19 protein-coding genes are annotated in these 15,807 nt (G+C 66.6%); 10 read left to right on the forward strand and 9 right to left on the reverse strand.

What is annotated here, in order from left to right; genetic code table 11:
- Position 1 precedes the first annotated feature (1 nt).
- From EEB19_RS20105 to EEB19_RS20135, 7 genes are read left to right on the forward strand one after another with little or no spacing between them, the layout of a single operon-like run.
- Positions 2-187: a hypothetical protein gene (locus tag EEB19_RS20105; RefSeq protein ID WP_187589130.1), complete on the forward strand. Its 186-nt coding sequence runs from the start codon at positions 2-4 to the stop codon at positions 185-187.
- 15 nt (positions 188-202) lie between these two features.
- A complete protein-coding gene (locus tag EEB19_RS20110; RefSeq protein ID WP_222929961.1) occupies positions 203-502 on the forward strand; it encodes a hypothetical protein in 300 nt (99 codons plus the stop codon).
- Positions 499-735 carry a hypothetical protein gene (locus EEB19_RS20115; protein WP_187589131.1) on the forward strand — a complete coding sequence of 79 codons (237 nt, stop codon included), beginning with the start codon at positions 499-501 and terminating at the stop codon, positions 733-735. Before EEB19_RS20110 ends, EEB19_RS20115 begins: the two co-directional genes overlap by 4 nt.
- Position 736: 1 nt before the next feature.
- Complete coding sequence (locus EEB19_RS26760; protein ID WP_222929962.1) at positions 737-2,908, forward strand: hypothetical protein; 2,172 nt, start codon at positions 737-739, stop codon at positions 2,906-2,908.
- Complete coding sequence (locus EEB19_RS20125) at positions 2,905-3,597, forward strand: hypothetical protein (RefSeq protein WP_187589132.1); 693 nt, start codon at positions 2,905-2,907, stop codon at positions 3,595-3,597. Before EEB19_RS26760 ends, EEB19_RS20125 begins: the two co-directional genes overlap by 4 nt.
- Before the next feature lie 29 nt (positions 3,598-3,626).
- On the forward strand, positions 3,627-4,232 hold the full coding sequence (locus EEB19_RS20130; RefSeq protein ID WP_187589133.1) for a glycine-rich domain-containing protein: 606 nt from the start codon (positions 3,627-3,629) through the stop codon (positions 4,230-4,232).
- A 36-nt stretch (positions 4,233-4,268) separates the two neighbouring features.
- Positions 4,269-6,203: a GDSL-type esterase/lipase family protein gene (locus EEB19_RS20135; protein WP_187589134.1), complete on the forward strand. Its 1,935-nt coding sequence runs from the start codon at positions 4,269-4,271 to the stop codon at positions 6,201-6,203.
- Between the two features lie 66 nt (positions 6,204-6,269).
- Here the strand turns inward: EEB19_RS20135 and EEB19_RS20140 are convergent, their stop codons facing one another.
- From EEB19_RS20140 to EEB19_RS20175, 8 genes are all read right to left on the reverse strand, one after another.
- The gene (locus EEB19_RS20140; RefSeq protein WP_187589135.1) at positions 6,270-6,512 is read right to left on the reverse strand and encodes a type II toxin-antitoxin system Phd/YefM family antitoxin; all 243 of its coding nucleotides are present in this window, start codon (positions 6,510-6,512) and stop codon (positions 6,270-6,272) included.
- Entirely contained in the window at positions 6,509-6,772 is a 264-nt protein-coding gene (locus tag EEB19_RS20145) for a type II toxin-antitoxin system RelE/ParE family toxin (protein ID WP_187589136.1), read from the reverse strand. The genes EEB19_RS20140 and EEB19_RS20145 overlap by 4 nt, the downstream gene beginning before the upstream one ends.
- Positions 6,773-6,839: 67 nt before the next feature.
- A complete protein-coding gene (locus EEB19_RS20150; protein WP_187589137.1) occupies positions 6,840-7,064 on the reverse strand; it encodes a hypothetical protein in 225 nt (74 codons plus the stop codon).
- Positions 7,065-7,135: 71 nt separating this feature from the next.
- Positions 7,136-7,915 carry a DUF2510 domain-containing protein gene (locus tag EEB19_RS20155; RefSeq protein ID WP_187589138.1) on the reverse strand — a complete coding sequence of 260 codons (780 nt, stop codon included), beginning with the start codon at positions 7,913-7,915 and terminating at the stop codon, positions 7,136-7,138.
- Positions 7,916-7,969: 54 nt separating this feature from the next.
- A complete protein-coding gene (locus EEB19_RS20160) occupies positions 7,970-8,839 on the reverse strand; it encodes a tyrosine-type recombinase/integrase (protein ID WP_262365801.1) in 870 nt (289 codons plus the stop codon).
- Positions 8,840-8,981: 142 nt separating this feature from the next.
- Entirely contained in the window at positions 8,982-9,359 is a 378-nt protein-coding gene (locus EEB19_RS20165) for a hypothetical protein (RefSeq protein WP_187589139.1), read from the reverse strand.
- 114 nt (positions 9,360-9,473) lie between these two features.
- Entirely contained in the window at positions 9,474-10,628 is a 1,155-nt protein-coding gene (locus tag EEB19_RS20170; protein ID WP_262365802.1) for an NAD(P)/FAD-dependent oxidoreductase, read from the reverse strand.
- Positions 10,629-10,638: 10 nt separating this feature from the next.
- A complete protein-coding gene (locus tag EEB19_RS20175; RefSeq protein ID WP_187589141.1) occupies positions 10,639-10,833 on the reverse strand; it encodes a ferredoxin in 195 nt (64 codons plus the stop codon).
- A 152-nt stretch (positions 10,834-10,985) separates the two neighbouring features.
- On the opposite strand from EEB19_RS20175, the gene EEB19_RS20180 reads away from it, so the two are divergent.
- Positions 10,986-12,173, forward strand: coding sequence for a CdaR family transcriptional regulator (locus EEB19_RS20180; protein ID WP_187589142.1), 1,188 nt, complete (start codon positions 10,986-10,988; stop codon positions 12,171-12,173).
- A gap of 12 nt (positions 12,174-12,185) precedes the next feature.
- On the opposite strand, the gene EEB19_RS27145 is transcribed toward EEB19_RS20180, so the two are convergent.
- Positions 12,186-13,595: a fatty acid desaturase gene (locus EEB19_RS27145; RefSeq protein ID WP_187589143.1), complete on the reverse strand. Its 1,410-nt coding sequence runs from the start codon at positions 13,593-13,595 to the stop codon at positions 12,186-12,188.
- A 234-nt stretch (positions 13,596-13,829) separates the two neighbouring features.
- Between EEB19_RS27145 and EEB19_RS20190 the strand changes: the two genes are divergently transcribed.
- Together EEB19_RS20190 and EEB19_RS20195 are read left to right on the forward strand one after the other, a co-directional pair.
- Positions 13,830-14,156 (forward strand): hypothetical protein, encoded by a 327-nt coding sequence (locus tag EEB19_RS20190; protein WP_187589144.1) that lies wholly within the window; start codon positions 13,830-13,832, stop codon positions 14,154-14,156.
- Between the two features lie 210 nt (positions 14,157-14,366).
- A complete protein-coding gene (locus EEB19_RS20195) occupies positions 14,367-15,614 on the forward strand; it encodes an HNH endonuclease signature motif containing protein (RefSeq protein WP_187589145.1) in 1,248 nt (415 codons plus the stop codon).
- Positions 15,615-15,807: the final 193 nt, after the last annotated feature.

Genomic DNA, 15,807 nt, shown 5'->3' on the forward strand with positions numbered 1-15,807 from the left:
CATGGCTACATTCACCCTCCCGGAGATCCCCGACGTCACCTTCACCGTCACCCGCGGCTCCGACGGCGAGTCGGGACTTCCATCGAACTGGATCAACATCCGCGGCACCCGGCCTGGCACCCCGACCGATGACGACCCCGAACCTGATCCCGTTGTCGTGTCCGAGGTCGGATTCGCCGGGCCCTGACGATAGGAGCACACCGTGGCTATGCAGTCATCGATCGATTACGTCGGACGATTCATTAAGGACCCCAGCACGACCCGGCCCTACACCCAGGACTGGTCGAAGTACCTCGCCGACATCGACGACCAGATCTCGTCCGTCTCCTTCACAGTCGAGGCGGGGCTGACGAAGGGGGCCGTCAGCAACACGGCGACGAACGCGACCGTCGTGCTGTCGGGCGGCACCGCGGGCGTCTCGTACGACGTCACCTGCCAGATCACCACCGTCGGCGGCGTGATCGACGAGCGCACAGCGCAGTTCCTCGTCCAGAGCCGATGATCGACGCCGACCCCTGGGTCTCGGAGATCCTCGCCGACCCGTGGCGCACCCGGATCGACGCCGAGTCATGGACGACCGATGTGCCGGCCGACCGCTGGGTCAGCGAGATCGGCGCTGAGCCATGGCGATCCGAGATCGCGGCTGATCCGTGGGGTCCACGTGTCATCGTCTGGCCCGAACCGCCCGAGGGTCTGTTCCTTCCCTTCACCATTCCCGCGACGCTAGGAGCCTGACGTGGCAGCGAAGACCGATTGGCAGAGTGGCGACGAGGTCACCGCGGCGACGCTCAACGACCTCGGGGCCGAGATCAACGGCAAGACGACCGACGCCGCGGTAACGGCCGCCATCAACGCGGCGATCGCCAACCTGCTCGACGGCGCCCCGGGCGCGCTCGACACACTCAACGAACTCGCGGCCGCGATGGGGGACGACGCGAACTTCGCCGCCACCGTCACCAACGCGCTCGCCACGAAACGCGAACTGGTGTCCGGGACCAATCGCGTGTACACCACCGACAGTGGCGGCGCCCAGACATCGGTGCCGTTGTCGTCATCGCCCACCGCGCAGACGATCATGCTGCGCACCGCGGGCGGCGTGACCAGCGTCGGCACCCCGACTGATCCGGCACACGCCACGACCAAGGGCTACGTCGATACCGGCCTGAGCGGCAAGGCCGCCGTCGATCACGAGCACACGGTCGACGACATCGACGCGACCGGCACCCCGTCGAACACCACCTACCTGCGCGGCGACGGCGCTTGGGCCACACCGCCCGGCGGCGGAGGCGGATCAGGCATCACCCAGCTCGCCGAAGACCCGTCCCCGGAGCTCGGCGGCAGCCTCGAGCTCAACGGCCACACCGTCGGCGCGGCCACCGCGACCGACCTCGCCGATCTGCACGCCGCGACGCCGCTGGCGCGAACGCTGTTCGCCGCCGACGACGAGTCCGAGGCCCAATCAGCACTGGGGATCGACGAGGTCACTCTCGACGATCTCGCCCGGGTCACCAAGCAGGGCTACGCGCTGGCCCAGGAGTTCTACCGGATCGCGGAGTTCCCTGTCGACGACTCGGGCAACTTCGCATCGCTCATCGTGACCGGACGCCTCGGCGGATGGACCACGTCGAACAACGCTTACTGGCAGATGCTGCTGGGCAACCGATCCGAGAGCTACGACGGCGACACGTTCCGATCGAGCGTCGTCGTCACGGGCAATGTGGCCCAGGCGCTGGGCACCTGCGAGCTCGTCGCCTACGGCCAGACCGACAAGACCGCGGTGCTCTACGTGCGGGTGCCGGCCGACCAGTACTACTCGTTCGACCTGGCGTTCAACTCGCTGCAGGTGACCCCCGACTTCACCGGAGAGCCCGAGATCCCGACGGGTGATCCGATCTGGGCACTGTCTAACACGCCGCTACTGCAGGTGTGGCCCAACGGCGAGGTCGCCTTCAACCAGGTGCGCCTCGGCTGGGGGCCGACCGAAGCGACCCACGCGTCACCGAAGTACTACGTCGACGACGGGCTGGCGGGCAAGGCGAACCTCGCCCACGGCCACGGCCCCGCCGACCTCGGCGGTACCCCCACGCCCACCACCTTCTACCGCGGCGACGGCACCTGGGTCGTGCCAACGAACACCACCTACTCGGCGCTCGCGCTGGCCGAGTTCACCACCGGCACCGCGACGACCTCGCGGGCGATCACCGCGCTGCTACTCAACCAGATGATCAACCAGAAGATCACCGGCGCATCCGCGACGGCACCCACGGCGATTGGCCAGGACATCGCGAAGGCGGCCGACGGGCCAGCAGTCCGCACCCTCATCGGTGCGGTCGACTCCGCGTATGTGGCGGCGCAGATCGCCAACCTCATCGCCTCGGCGCCCGGCGCGATGGACACTCTCGACGAGCTCGCCGCCGCACTCGGTGACGACCCGAACTTCGCAGCGACGATCACCAACGCGCTGGCACTCAAGGCCCCGCTCGCGGCGCCCGCGCTGACCGGTGCGGCCACCCTCGACGGACAGGCGCTCGTCAAGACCAACGACAGCCGACTGTCACTGGCACAGACGGCGGTCCAGCCCGCGGCGCTCGCGGCGGCCCAGGTCGTCGCGGTCCGTTCGGTGACCGGCACGACCGACACGCTCGTGTTGGCCGATCAGGGCAAGGCGATCGAGTGCAGCAACGCCGCCGCCATCACCCTCACCGTGCCGCCGAACTCATCGGTCGCCTTTCCGGTCGGCACGGTGATCGAGGTGCTGCAGGTTGGCGGCGGCCAGGTGACCGTGGCGGCCGGATCGGGCGTGACGATCAACAATGCGGGATCGCTGTCCACGCGAGCACAGTGGTCGGTGCTGACCCTGCGTAAGCGCGGCACCGACACATGGCTCCTCGCGGGGGACATGGCGTGACCGGACTGCCGGCCACCCGCTACCGGGCGACCCGGCGCGGCGCGCAGCCAGTGGTGTTCATCGAGGCCGTCACATCGACCAACCCCTCCGGCGGCACCTCGGTCAACGTGGCGCTGCCACCGAACGGCCAGGTCGGCGATCTCGTCGTCATCTTCACCGGCGTCTACAACGGCAACGCCAACGTGCCGAGCGGGTGGACACTCATCGCGCAGACCACCAACGGCAGCCGGGCACGCATCACGACGATGCAGCGGATCCTCGACGGCACCGAAGGGGCAACCGTCACGGTGACCGTGACGAACAACGATTCAACCGTCCACGCCGCGTGCCTGTTCCGAGGTGTCAACGCCGCCAACCCGATCGACGTGTCGGCGAGCAACTCGGCAGCGGCGACCAGCAGCCAGGTCACACCGACGGTGACGACGACTGCGGCCGTGCCGGTCGGACTCGGCCTGATCGTCCGCGCGGCCGCCAGCTACCGGGCGGCGCTGTCGGGCAACTACACCTGGCCCGCCGGATGGACCGAGGTGGTCGACGCCCAGGCCAACACCTCCGGCGACCCGACGCTGGCCACACTCGGCGTCGCCGTGCGCACACCGACGACCGTCGGGGCGCAGGGCACCGTGACCGCCACGCATACAGCGTCGCAGACCTACGGGGCCGTCACGATGGGGCTGCGGGTGAAATAGTGGCTATCCCAGGAGCCCGCCTACGGGCGATGCGCAGACGAGTGGCCTACCAAGAATCGATCGTCGAAATAACAGCGGTTGGTTCATTCACGATCCCACGACCGTCATGGGCGGTCTACGCCGACGTCGTCGCACTCGGAGCTGGCGGCGGCGGCGGATCAGGAGAAGGCGGGTCGAACGGGCCCGGCGGCGGTGGCGGTGCCGCGACCTGGCAGACCGCGACCTGGACCGTGTCCGGACTGTCGGCAATCACCGGCACCGTCGGCGCGCTCGGCGCCGGCCAAACCTCAGCACGGCAACAGCCCGGCACCGCCGGCGGCACGACGACAGCATCAGCGGGAGCGAACAGCATCTCGTCGACCGGCGGCGCTGCAGGCCTCGCCGGAGCGTCTGGCCGCGACCGTCAGGGCGGATCGCCCGGCGACCGGAACTTCGCCGACACCCTCCATGTCGGAGGCATCGGCGGCACCGGCTCCGGCACCGCAGGGTCCGGGGGATCGAACCCCGGCCCTGACGCAGCAGCGACCGGCGTCGGCGCCGGAGGCGCAGGTGGGTCCGGCGGCATCTTCACCGCATGGCAGAAGGGCGCCAACGGATCACCCGGCCGATTCTGGGTGCGGTACCGGTCCGCGTGACAACTCATCCCGACCTGTGACAGGAGTAGCAACGATATGCCTGACATCACCTTCACCCTTACCGACGGGTTCGGCTCGGGCACCGACCAGAAGAAGAGGATCTCGCTACAGCCTGCCATCGTCCGCGAGGACAACGGCGAGCTCGTCCTCATCAGGCCGCCGCAGCCGTTCTACGGCGCACCCGGTGTCCCGCAGACGGTCACCGGCCTCGCCGCCGGACTATGGCGCGTCGGCGACCTCGATTCCGACAGCGACCGGACCGTCCTGATCGACATCCCCGACCAGAACGGCGACGACCCTATAGACATCGTGCCGCTCATCCTCGCCGAGCTCGAGTTCCCCGAGAACACAACCGTCCAGTCGCTCACCCAGGCGGTCGAGGTCTATCTCGCCGGGCAGGATCTCCTCACCGCGGATGCGGCAGCTGGCATCTTCGCGGCGATCGACGACGCACTCCCCACTGGTGGCGCCGACGGCCAGGTCCCAGTCAAGACCGCCAACGGCGTCGCGTGGCAAGACCCCGCAGCCGCCGAGCCGATTCCCGGCCGGGCGCCCCTCGGGAACCGACTCGCGACACTCGGCGACAGCGTCACCATCGGCGGCACATCAGGCGGTGTGGGTGGCGTGCAGAACAAAGGGACCGCCTGGCCCACCTTCGCCTCGATCCTCTCCGGCGGACGGTTCGAGCTCGTTCGCAACGCGGGTGTCGCAGGCAACACCTCGGCGATGATGCTGGCTCGCTTCGATACCGACATCACGCCCTATGCGCCGGACACCGTCATCGTCACCGCCGGCACCAACGACATTCAGCAGGATGTGCCGATCGCGACGTGGAAGGCCAACATCCAGGCGATCGTCGCGAAGGTCCGCGCGATCGACGCCGCCCCCGTCCTCGGTGCGATCTACCCGTCCGACGCCGCGGTCGGTCGTCCCGCGATCATCAGCGCGTGGAACATCTGGCTGCGCGAGTACGCGCGCGCCGAGGGTATCCCGCTGATCCCATTCGATCAGAAGGCCAACCCCGCCACCGGCGGCTGGCCCGTCGGATGGTCCACCGACAACGTCCACCCGACCCTCGGCAACGGACCCGCCGAACTCGGCAAGCTCGTCGTCGACACCCTCGACCGGATGCTTGCGCCCGCGACGATCGCCCTGCCCGCGTGGCAGAACGCCAACCAGCTCACCAATGGGTTGTTCCTCACCGCGGGCGCCACGAAGGCCGCTCCGACCGCGCCGTCGCGCACCCCCGCTGTCGGCACAGGATCACTGGCTGCTGGCACCTACGGCTACCGGGTGGCGGCCCGCTCGCGCACCGGCACCACCATCGCGTCGGCGGAGGTCACCGCGGTGCTGTCCGACGTCGGACAGATCGCGCTCGCCTGGGGCGCAGCGTCCGGTGCGCAGGGCTACGACGTGTATCGCCGACTCGGCACCGGCCCCTGGTACCTCATCGGCCAGACCACCGGCGCCGCCGCGCAGACCCTCACCGACATCGGCGCCGCAGGGACCGCAAAGAACCCGCCCGACGTCGACACCTACAACCCGCCCGCCGACTGGCTGTACAACTCCGGCGGTGACTTCGTCGTCACCACGCTGACCGATCCAGGTGCACGCGGCAGCGTCTTGCGGATGAATCCCGCGGGCAACACCGGCACAAAAGCGCTGCAGCACACCGCGGCCGCTTGCACGGCCGGCGAGACGTGGGAGGTCGTCGGTCGACTGCGGTCCGACGGTCGCGCCGACGGCGGGATCGGCCTGTGGTGCAGCCTGAGGAACGCGGCGAACGCCCAGCTGTTCTCGGCGCGGCCCGCCGACGGTCTCCGCGGCGCGTTCGACTGGGGCGTGCTGTCGCACCGGTTCACCATCCCGGCTGACGTCACCCAGCTCCTGCTGATCCCCGTCGTTACCGCGAGCGCTGCGACCGATGCCTACGCCGACTTCGCCGAGGTCGACCTCCGCAGGATCGCCTGACCTGGTGGCCCACTACGATCGACAAGCGCGCCCCACCTGTGCCTCCCCGGCCAGGTGGGGCGCCCTTTAGTCGTTGAGGCCGAGTTCGGCGACGAGCTTGTCAAACGACATGGTCGGTTCGTCGCGGGCCTCGTGCACGGCCAGACGATCGCGCAGGTCTTCGATCTCTTCGAGGAGTCCCTCGTATCGTTCGGGTGAGAGCACGATCGCGGCGGGCTTGCCGTGGCTGGCGATGGTCACCGGCTTGTCGGCCGCGTCGCGGACGACCTCCGAGAGCCGGGCCTTGGCCTCGCGAATGGAATAGCTCATCGGTTGTAGACCTCCTTCCGGTGGCCGATGCGAACGACCACGATGATGAGTTCGCCATCGTCGATGGTGTAGACGATGCGGTAGTTGCCGACCCGAATGCGGTAGCTGTCGGTGGTTCCCGACAGCTTCGTCACACCGTGAGGACGGGGGTCGGCGGGCAGCGCGTCGACGGCAGAGCGGATACGCTTCTGCTCCACGCGCGGGAGCTTCATCAGCGACTTCGCCGCGCTGCTCGTGATCCGGAGTTCGTAACCGCTCATGAATGTAGTCTACATTTGTGGTCCACTTTGTGCAAGCCATTGTGGACCACAATTCGGGACTACATTCTCACGGCTCCCAGTCGTCGCCGAGCACCGCGGCCAGGCGGTCGACGAGGTCGGGCGCTTCGGTGATCTGGCTGTACACGACGTCATCGCACTCGACCGCGAGGGCCACCAGTCGGTCGTCGGCCTGCACCCAGAAGCCCGCAGCCTGCGAGGCCTCAGCCTGCGCACGCCGCATCATCGTCCGGATGTCGCGGGCGGCGGCGCGCAGGACGTCACGGTCGGTCACCGCGCCCACAGTAGCGGTGTGACATTCGGGCGAAATAGTTTCAGGGGATTGTCACACCCGAGCACCTAGAACTATCCCGAGCTGCCCGTCACCTCGACGATGAAGGCCGTCAGCTTCGGCGCAGTTGTCGATCCGCCGATCTGGGTGTCATAGCTGAACTCGCCTTCGACCTGAACCCACATCGTCACGAGGTCGTCCTTCACGACGTCGTCGAGAACCCCCGGATCACCCGAGAACACCATCGTGTTGGTGTCGTAGTCGTACCAATCACCAGGCTCGCCACCGACACTCACTCGCATCACGTCCGATCCCGTGCCCGCGTCGAACTGGGTCACACGCCCGTAGACGACGATCCGCTTATTGCGCGCCGAGGTCGGGTCCTTCGCGATCTGTGCCCACTCGCGGGCACTCACCGCGGTGTAGCTCGACTTGTCGAGCATCGTTGCGCGGCGACGGGACTCGTACGCGGCGCGGGCCTGCGCCGCTTCCGCCGCCCTTGCCGCGCTCGACGATGCGGCGTCACGGGCCCGAGACTCGCGCTCAATCGAGAACTGAACCGACTCCGACGACTTGCTCGCCTCAGCCCGGTCGGCCTTCTGTTGGTCGCGCTGGTTCACGACGGCCCCCACGGCGATCACTACCAAGACGACGACCGCGATCACTCCGGCGATGATGAGCGCGCGTCGGGTGCCCCTCTTCTTCGCGTCGGCATCAGCCGGGCTGAAATCGGGCTCCTTCGGTGAGGTTCCCCGCGGCGCAGTGCGGTCCGTCCATTGCTCGCCGTCCCAGTAGCGCTGAAGCTCTCGGCGATGCGGATCGGGGTACCACCCCGGCGGATGCGGCTGCGTCATGCGCGGAGCATACCGGGCGGGATGGGCACCCTCCGTCCGATTCGTCCGTTCGGACTACGCGACGTCGCGGAGGCCACGCATCAGGTCGAGTCCCACGATCGCGTCTCGCCGCCGCTGGTCCGACACCTTCGTGTAGATCTGAGTCGACGCGATTGACTTGTGGCGCATCAGCTCCTGCACCACGCGAATGTCGTGGCCGTCATCGTGCAGCGCCGACCCATACCAGTGACGCAGCGCGTGGGGCGTCCCCTTCACCCCTGCGCGGCGCATCGTGCGGCCGACGATGTCGCTGACCGACTTCGAGAGAGTGTGCTCACCGGGATAGCCGCGCATCGGAAACCACCACCCAGTCTCGGGCATGAGGCTCGCGACCTCGCGCAGCACCGGGTGCATCGGGACCGAGCGGACCGAGCGGCCCTTACCGCGGACCCAGATGAGGCCGGCGGCGTGGTCGAAGTCCTCGCCGCGGATCTTCGCGATCTCGTGGACGCGGAGACCGGCGAGCAGCGCCAGCAGAATCATATAGCGGGTCTTCGTCCACATCCGCGCGTTGAGCAGCTTGGGGACGTCGGAGTCGGCGATCGGGCGCGGCTCGCGGTCGGGCGTCCGGGGCGTGCCGACCTTCACCATTGGATCGTCACTGCGGCGATCGGTGATCTGCAGCCACCGGAACCAGGCGTTGAGGTAGCTCGCGTATGTGACGGCGGTCGAGTCGGACCACTCGTCGTGTTCGGCCATCCACTCGACGATGTCGATTGCCTGGGCGTTGACGGGTTGCACGCCGGACTCGTTGTGGAGTTGGCTGATGACGCGGATGCGCTCGCTGATGGTCCGGTGTGAGAGGCGCTGCGCGTGCTGCCAGACCTTCCAGTCGTCGAGTGCGGTCGTCGGGGTGGGGACACTGCGGAGGTTGGTGATGCTCACGGGGCTGCGGTCCTTTCAGCGATCGTTAAGGGCGTGATCGAGATCATTCGCGATGTCGTCCAGTTGCCGCGCCGGAATCGTCCGATATTCGACTGAGCAGACGAAATGCCTGCGACACTGGAACTTTCGCTCTCGCAAACGATTACGAGTCCACGGACTCAACAACCGTTGTAGGCAACGGCCAGAACTCGTCGACCGCGGCGGCCGCGGCGACGAGGGCGGCGGCGAGGTCGCGAGCGAGACTGGGGCGTCCCTCGAATGAGGCGCCGTCGATCCACACACGGTGATCGGAGGCGACGACCATTGCCGCGTTGGACTTCCAGACGCTGTCCCAGATGTGGCCGCAGAACGCGTACTCCATCCAACCCTTCGCGCGCTGTTCCTCGGTAAGGCGCCGGCCAACCCGCTGGCATGAGTGGCACTCCGGGTCTGTGTAGAACGGCGCGATCGTGAGCTCGTTGGTGTCGTGATCGAAGGTGTGGGTACGGGGGTCGTCGTCGCAGACGTAGGTCGTGATCATGCGGCGGCCGCCGCGAGGTCACGTCCTACGGACCGCAAAGCCAGTCTGACGGGCTGATAATCCGCAGGTCCCAGGTTCGAGCCCTGGTGGGGGCACCGTCATGGCGAAGCGCGATCACACCGCAACAGCCGAACCGGCCAGTTCCCGGCGCAATCGCGCGATGCGGCCCGGCGCATCGATCCCGACCGCTCCGACGACGCGTCCGTCGCGATGACTCAGGATCAGGTCGCCGTCGACGCTCTCGGTGACCGATCCGGCCGTCTCTCCGAGGATCTGGATGCGATGGCCGTACCAGGTGGACCACGCGAACGGGATGCCCGCGTGCACACGCTGAGCCCCGACTGCGTTCGCTCCGGCGACGAATCCCTGATCGGCCGCGGACGTCCAGTGTCCGCCGGCACGTCCGCGCACGGCTGCGACGTCGCCGGCCGCCCAGATGGCGGGCGCACTGGTGGCCATCGTGGAGTCACAGACGACGGCCCGGGTCGTCGGATCCATGTCGATGCCGTCGGCCGGCAACCAATCCGTCGCCGGTGCCGAACCGATCCCGACGAAGACCGCGTCGGTGTCGAGGACATCGCCGGCTTCGGTGGTGACCGATCGAATGTTGTTGTCGTGCACGTGGACGTCGACCACTCGCGTTCCAGCGAGCACCCTCACTCCCGACCGACGATGCAGATCGGCGAGGACGCGCGACGCCACTGGGCCGACAGCGCGCCGCAGCGGTGTGGCAGATTCGTTCACGATGGTCACGTCGATCCCGCGAGCGACTGCCGCCGAGGCGATCTCAGATCCGATGAAACCCCCGCCGAGGACGACGATCCGGCGCGCGGCGTCCAACGTGGCGCGCACGCGTAACGCGTCGTCGAAGGTGCGAAGTGCCTGTACGTTGTCGAAGTCGTTGAGTCCGAACGCGGTTCGTGCCACAGCGCCGGTGGCGATGACCAGAGCGCCGTAGGCGATCTCGCCAGCGGATGTCATCAGGCGCCTCCGTCGGACGTCGACACCGACAGCAGTTGTGCCACTGAGCAGTTCGACATCGAGCGCTTCCCAGGTGTCCGCCTGCCTCAGGAGGGGTACGGTCGGCTCGTCTCCCACACCGAGGACCGCCTTCGACAGGGGCGGGCGGTCGTAGGGCGGATGTCGCTCCGCACCGACCATGATGATCTCGCCCTCCCACCCGTGGGTGCGGGCGCCCTCTACCGCCCGCACACCGGCGAGCGACGACCCGGCGATGACGAGGGGCCCGGTCAGATGCGGCGTCGGCATCGGCATCTCCTCAATCGACGATCCGCAGGGCGGACACGGGACATGATTCGACCGCCGCACGGACGTAGGCACGGTCCTGGTCGGGGATGTCGCTGGTGACCACATCGACGACACCGTCGTCACCGATCTGGAAATACTCGTTGGCCTGGGTCTCGCACATCCCGATGCCCTCACAGACGGGGCGGTCGGCGTGGACATGACTCATGGGTCTGATCCCTTCTCCTGGCGGGCTGTGACTGCGCACCGAAGTGCCGTCTGTTGTCATCTTCACCGGGACGGAGCTCACAAACACTGGCTGATTCGCCGAATCACCCTGACTCGACTGTGCGATCGCACAGTCTGTGCCATCGTTGTGGCGTGACCGACCTACCGGGATGGCTCCAGGGATTTGCCGCCGACCAACGAAGCCCGGAGGAAGTCCGCCAGTGGGTGTCGTCGACGGCCGAGGCGATCGGCGAGGGGGTCGATCTGCCGTCCGATCTACGTCCGCTCCTCCTGCTCGCGGTCGAGGAGCACTGGCTCGCCTTTCTGAGCGGTGTCGCCGTCGAGGAAGAGGTCGTCGTGGACCTCGTGCCCGCAGCCGCCGAACTCGCCATCGAGATCGCCCGTCATCACCTGGGACTTCCGGTCCTGCTGAAGATCTATCAGACGGCGCAGGAGGCGTCCTGGGCGTTCGCCGTGGACGTCGTGCGTCAGGCGCCCGAGAGCCTCGACCACGAGGCGTTGCTGGTGTGGTTCTGGACCAAGGCCAACCGCTGGTTCGGGACGTCCGTGGAGCTTTCGGTCGCGGTCTATCAGTCCGAGGTGGATCGCATCCGCCGACGAGGTGACGCGCGACGCTTCGAGGTGGTGTCCGACGTCCTGGCGGGCGCCAGCGTGGCGACGTCGCTGTTGTCTGCGGAACTCGGTGGTCATCCGATCAATGGCGTCATGCATGTCGCGGTGATCGCACGAGCGATCGACGCCGATGCAATCGAGCAACTGGAACCGGCGATCATGTCGCTCGCGACCACGGTGGCCGGCGCACGCATCGTGCTCGTCCGGCCGGGAGGTCGCGAGCTCTGGGGATGGCTGTCTGTGAGCGGCAGCGTACGCCAGATACTCTGGCAGGCAGAGATTCCCGAGGGCATTCGCGTCACCGTCGGAGGCCCCGCCGGCGGCATCGACGGATTCGTCGGTGCACACCTCGACGCTCGATCGGCGCAGCGGGTCGCGCTCTCACCGAGTCGTCGCGTCGCCGTCACGCATTACGACGACGTCACCGCCCTCTCTCTCCTCGCACTGGATCCGGTTGCCGCCGAACGTTTTGCCCGAACCACCCTACGGGGTCTCGACGACGATGATCTCGGATCGCTCAGGGAGACGATCCGTGTCGTCCTCACCTCGACCGAGAGCGCTGACGGTGTGGCGAGTTCGCTGGGGGTTCACAAGAACACCGTCCGCTACCGAATCCAACAAGCAGAACGCCTGCTCGGACATCCCATTCGGATCCGAGCAGGCGATCTGCTTCTGGCACTTGACTATCACGAGGCATTCTTGAGGTGACGCCGCAACGACTTACGCTGTCGAACCGGTGAGCGGGATGAAGTCGACCTTCTCGCGCACGCCGCAGTCCGGGCAGCACCAGTCGTCCGGGATGTCCCGCCAGGGCGTGCCCGCCCCGAATCCCTCGCTCTCATTGCCGGCGGCGACCTCGTACACGTAGTCACACCCGGGACAACGAGCCGCGACCACGTCGTCATCGATCGTACGAGGAGCGACGTCGGCCACCTCGTCGACGACGACGTCCGCGACGGGCGTCGGGAACCGGCGGAGAAGTCGATCGAGCTTGCCGGGAGCGACGTTCGCGAGACGGACGTCGCCGTCGAAGTGCTGCACGACCCGCGGGTCCATCACCTTCCGCCACAGCGGCGGCACCAATGCCAGCAGAATCATGCCCGCGTATCCGGTGGGGAGCGCCGGCGACTCCCGGTAATCGCGCAGGGTCTGGTAGCGGCGCGTGGGGTTGGCGTGGTGATCGCTGTGCCGCTGAAGGTGATACAGCAACACGTTGGTGGCGATGTTGTTCGAGTTCCACGAATGCATCGGCAGGACGCGTTCGTAACGACCGGTCGTCGTCTTCTGCCGGAGCATGCCGTAGTGCTCGAGATAGTTCACCACCTCCAGCAGAGAGAACCCGATCACCGCCTGCAGCAAGAGATAAGGCAGGATACCGATTCCCAGCCAGATGATCAGAGCACCCCAGATACCCGCGGTCATGAGCCAGGCATTGAGGACGTCGTTGCCGATACGGAAGGGATGAGTGTTCTTGCGACGGTATCGTTTTGCTTCGATGTCCCAGGCGCTGCGCAGCGATCCCCAGACAGTTCGGAACCAGAAGCGGTAGAAGCTCTCGCCGAGGCGTGACGACGCCGGATCCTCGGGAGTCGCCACCCGTACGTGGTGACCGCGATTGTGTTCGATATAGAAGTGGCCGTAGAAGCTCTGTGCCAGAGCGATCTTCGAGAGCCATCGCTCGTGGCTCTCCTTCTTGTGCCCGAGTTCGTGAGCAGTGTTGATGCCGATCCCACCGATGAAGCCGAGCGTCACCGCGAGTCCGATCTTGTCGACGACCGGCCACCCCGCCGTCGCGATCAGATACATCGAGAGCACGAAGCCCGCGTACTGGATCGGCAGAAACGCGAACGTGACGTAGCGGTAGTACTTGTCGCTCTCGAGTTCTTCGATGACATCGTCGGGCGGATTGGTCGGGTCGAATCCGGCGACGAAGTCGATGACGGGCACGAGTCCCAGGACGATGATCGGACCGATCCAGAGGAACACTCCCCACCCGGTCAGCGCATGGCCACCGATCGCCACGAACGCAAACGATGGGACGACGAGCCCGATCAACCACAGATAGCGTTTGCGGTCGCGCCACCTTTCGGTGGTTCCGTCGGCGACGGTACCGCTGGCATCCAAGGCCATGGTGATTACCTCCTACAACAGGACTGATGGACGAACCTGTTGTCAGAATCGACGGGTTGGACGTCACAATCACCGTTCGATCGGCCGGATTCCCGAGCTTGGACTGTGTGATTTCACAGCCGGTCCTGACGCTCAGACTGCTCTTGTACGATTTCGGCATCGCTACTCGCAGAACCATCCGAAGTGGGGAAGTCATCGCGTTGGCATCATCGGCCCGGACAGACATGATCGGCGATGACTGACGGGTCGGCCGAGAACATCCGTTCCGTCGTCCAGCGGCTTCTCATCGAAGCCGTCGAGGGATGCGGTGTCCGCCACTGGGCACGGATCGATGACTGGGACGGTTCGTCAGCAGTCCTGCTCACCGACCTCGGTGGACAACGCTACCGACTCACTGTCGACAGCTTGTCACCCGCGGTGATCGCCCATATCGCGGAATGTGCCATCAGCGATCCGCTCGAGGTCGACAGTTATCTCGCGGACGAGATCATCCAGTCGACACTGTTCGGTGCGGTCATCTATCGCACCGACGTACGCAGACGACCGACATCGATCGCGTGAGAACCGGGGGCATCGACCTCCGCGGCGCTACGACGGCGATCGCCTTCAGAATCAGCTCACCCAACCCCTCGCGCTTCGAACGTCCGTTCGATACCTTCGTTGTCAGCAGGTTCGAAATGATGTGAGTGAACCGCCACACCCCCGGTGTGGTCCCAAGAATCCGATGAGTCTCCTGCTGGCCTGATCTGTCGACTCTTGGGGAGCAATGCTGTGAGCATCATCGACGACATCTCTGACGCCGTCCACGATCTTCGCGTCGACGACGAGGAATTGGCTGGTCCGCACGCGTTCGACGCGATGCGGGCGCTTCTGACGCTGCGTAACCTGATCGATCACCACGCCGCGGTCCTGACCGCAGCGCTCGAACGACTGCGCGTGGCCACCGATCACGGACGCACGACTCGAGAACTGTTGATCGTCATGGGATGTGCACCCGTCGTGGCCCAACGCTTCATCCGTATCGCCGGATCACTCACCACACTGCCGACATTGGCCGCCCACGCCGCCGACGGCGTCATCTCCAGTGAACATGTCGATGCCATCGTCCGCGGTATCGAGCACATCGGGAAAAGATCACCGGAACCAATCGACGACACCCAACGTCTAAACCATGTGACAGATCTTCTCGCCCAACACTTCTCCGGCGCCACCCCCGCCGAAATCAGCGACCGCGCCCGCACCCTGGGCAACCTGATCGCCGACGACACCGACGGCGGCGTGCCCGCCGCCGAAGACCGCACCATCAACACCCTCACCAAACACAAAACCACCGACGGACGCATCCATGTCGACGCCGACCTCGACGTCGAAGTCGGCGAAAAATTCCAGGCCGCCATGGAACACCATGGTGCACCCCGCCCCGAACCCGACGGCTCCCCCGACGCCCGCTCCACCGAACAACGCCTCGCCGACGCACTGGAAATCCTGCTCGACATCGCCGCCACCGGCGGAAACAACGCGGCCATGGTTCCGAGAACCCATGTGCTGCTGACCATTCCCGCCGACAACCCCACAGAATCGTCCCTCGAACACATGGGATCGATCACCCCTGCCACCATGAACCGACTCGCCTGTGACCCGACCATCACACCACTGCTCGTCGACGGCGAAACCGTGCCCCTCGACGTCGGCAGAGACAAACGCCTGTTCACCCCCGCCCAACGCACAGCCCTCTACATCCGCGACCGATGCTGCATCAAATGCGGTGCCCCCGCCGAACGGTGTCACGCCCACCACATCGACCATTGGAGCCAGGGCGGTGACACCTGCTTGGAGAATGGGTGCCTGTTGTGCCCGTCGTGTCACGCCGACATCCACCACAACGGGTGGGAGGTGTTCATCGGCGCCGACCACCACGCCTGGCTGACACCGCCCGCGACCGTCGACCCCTACCGAAGACCCGTGCCCAGCTACAACCGACGCACACTGACCATCGACAACCTGCCCACCGCCGCCTGACCCGACCTGACCGACCAGACCATCAAACCTGCACCCGGCCACGCCGGGACCGCATCCGTACCTTGACAACTCCACAGCGTGAAACCACGGCACCACAGGATGCCGCGTATCCGACGCCCCCCGCGGACGTAGCCGAAACCGTCTCTCAGCGACGATTTCCGCTACGTCTGCGAGGGCGGGGCTGGGGTAAGGG

This window comes from Gordonia sp. OPL2 (genome assembly GCF_003797825.1).
Lineage (GTDB): Bacteria > Actinomycetota > Actinomycetes > Mycobacteriales > Mycobacteriaceae > Gordonia.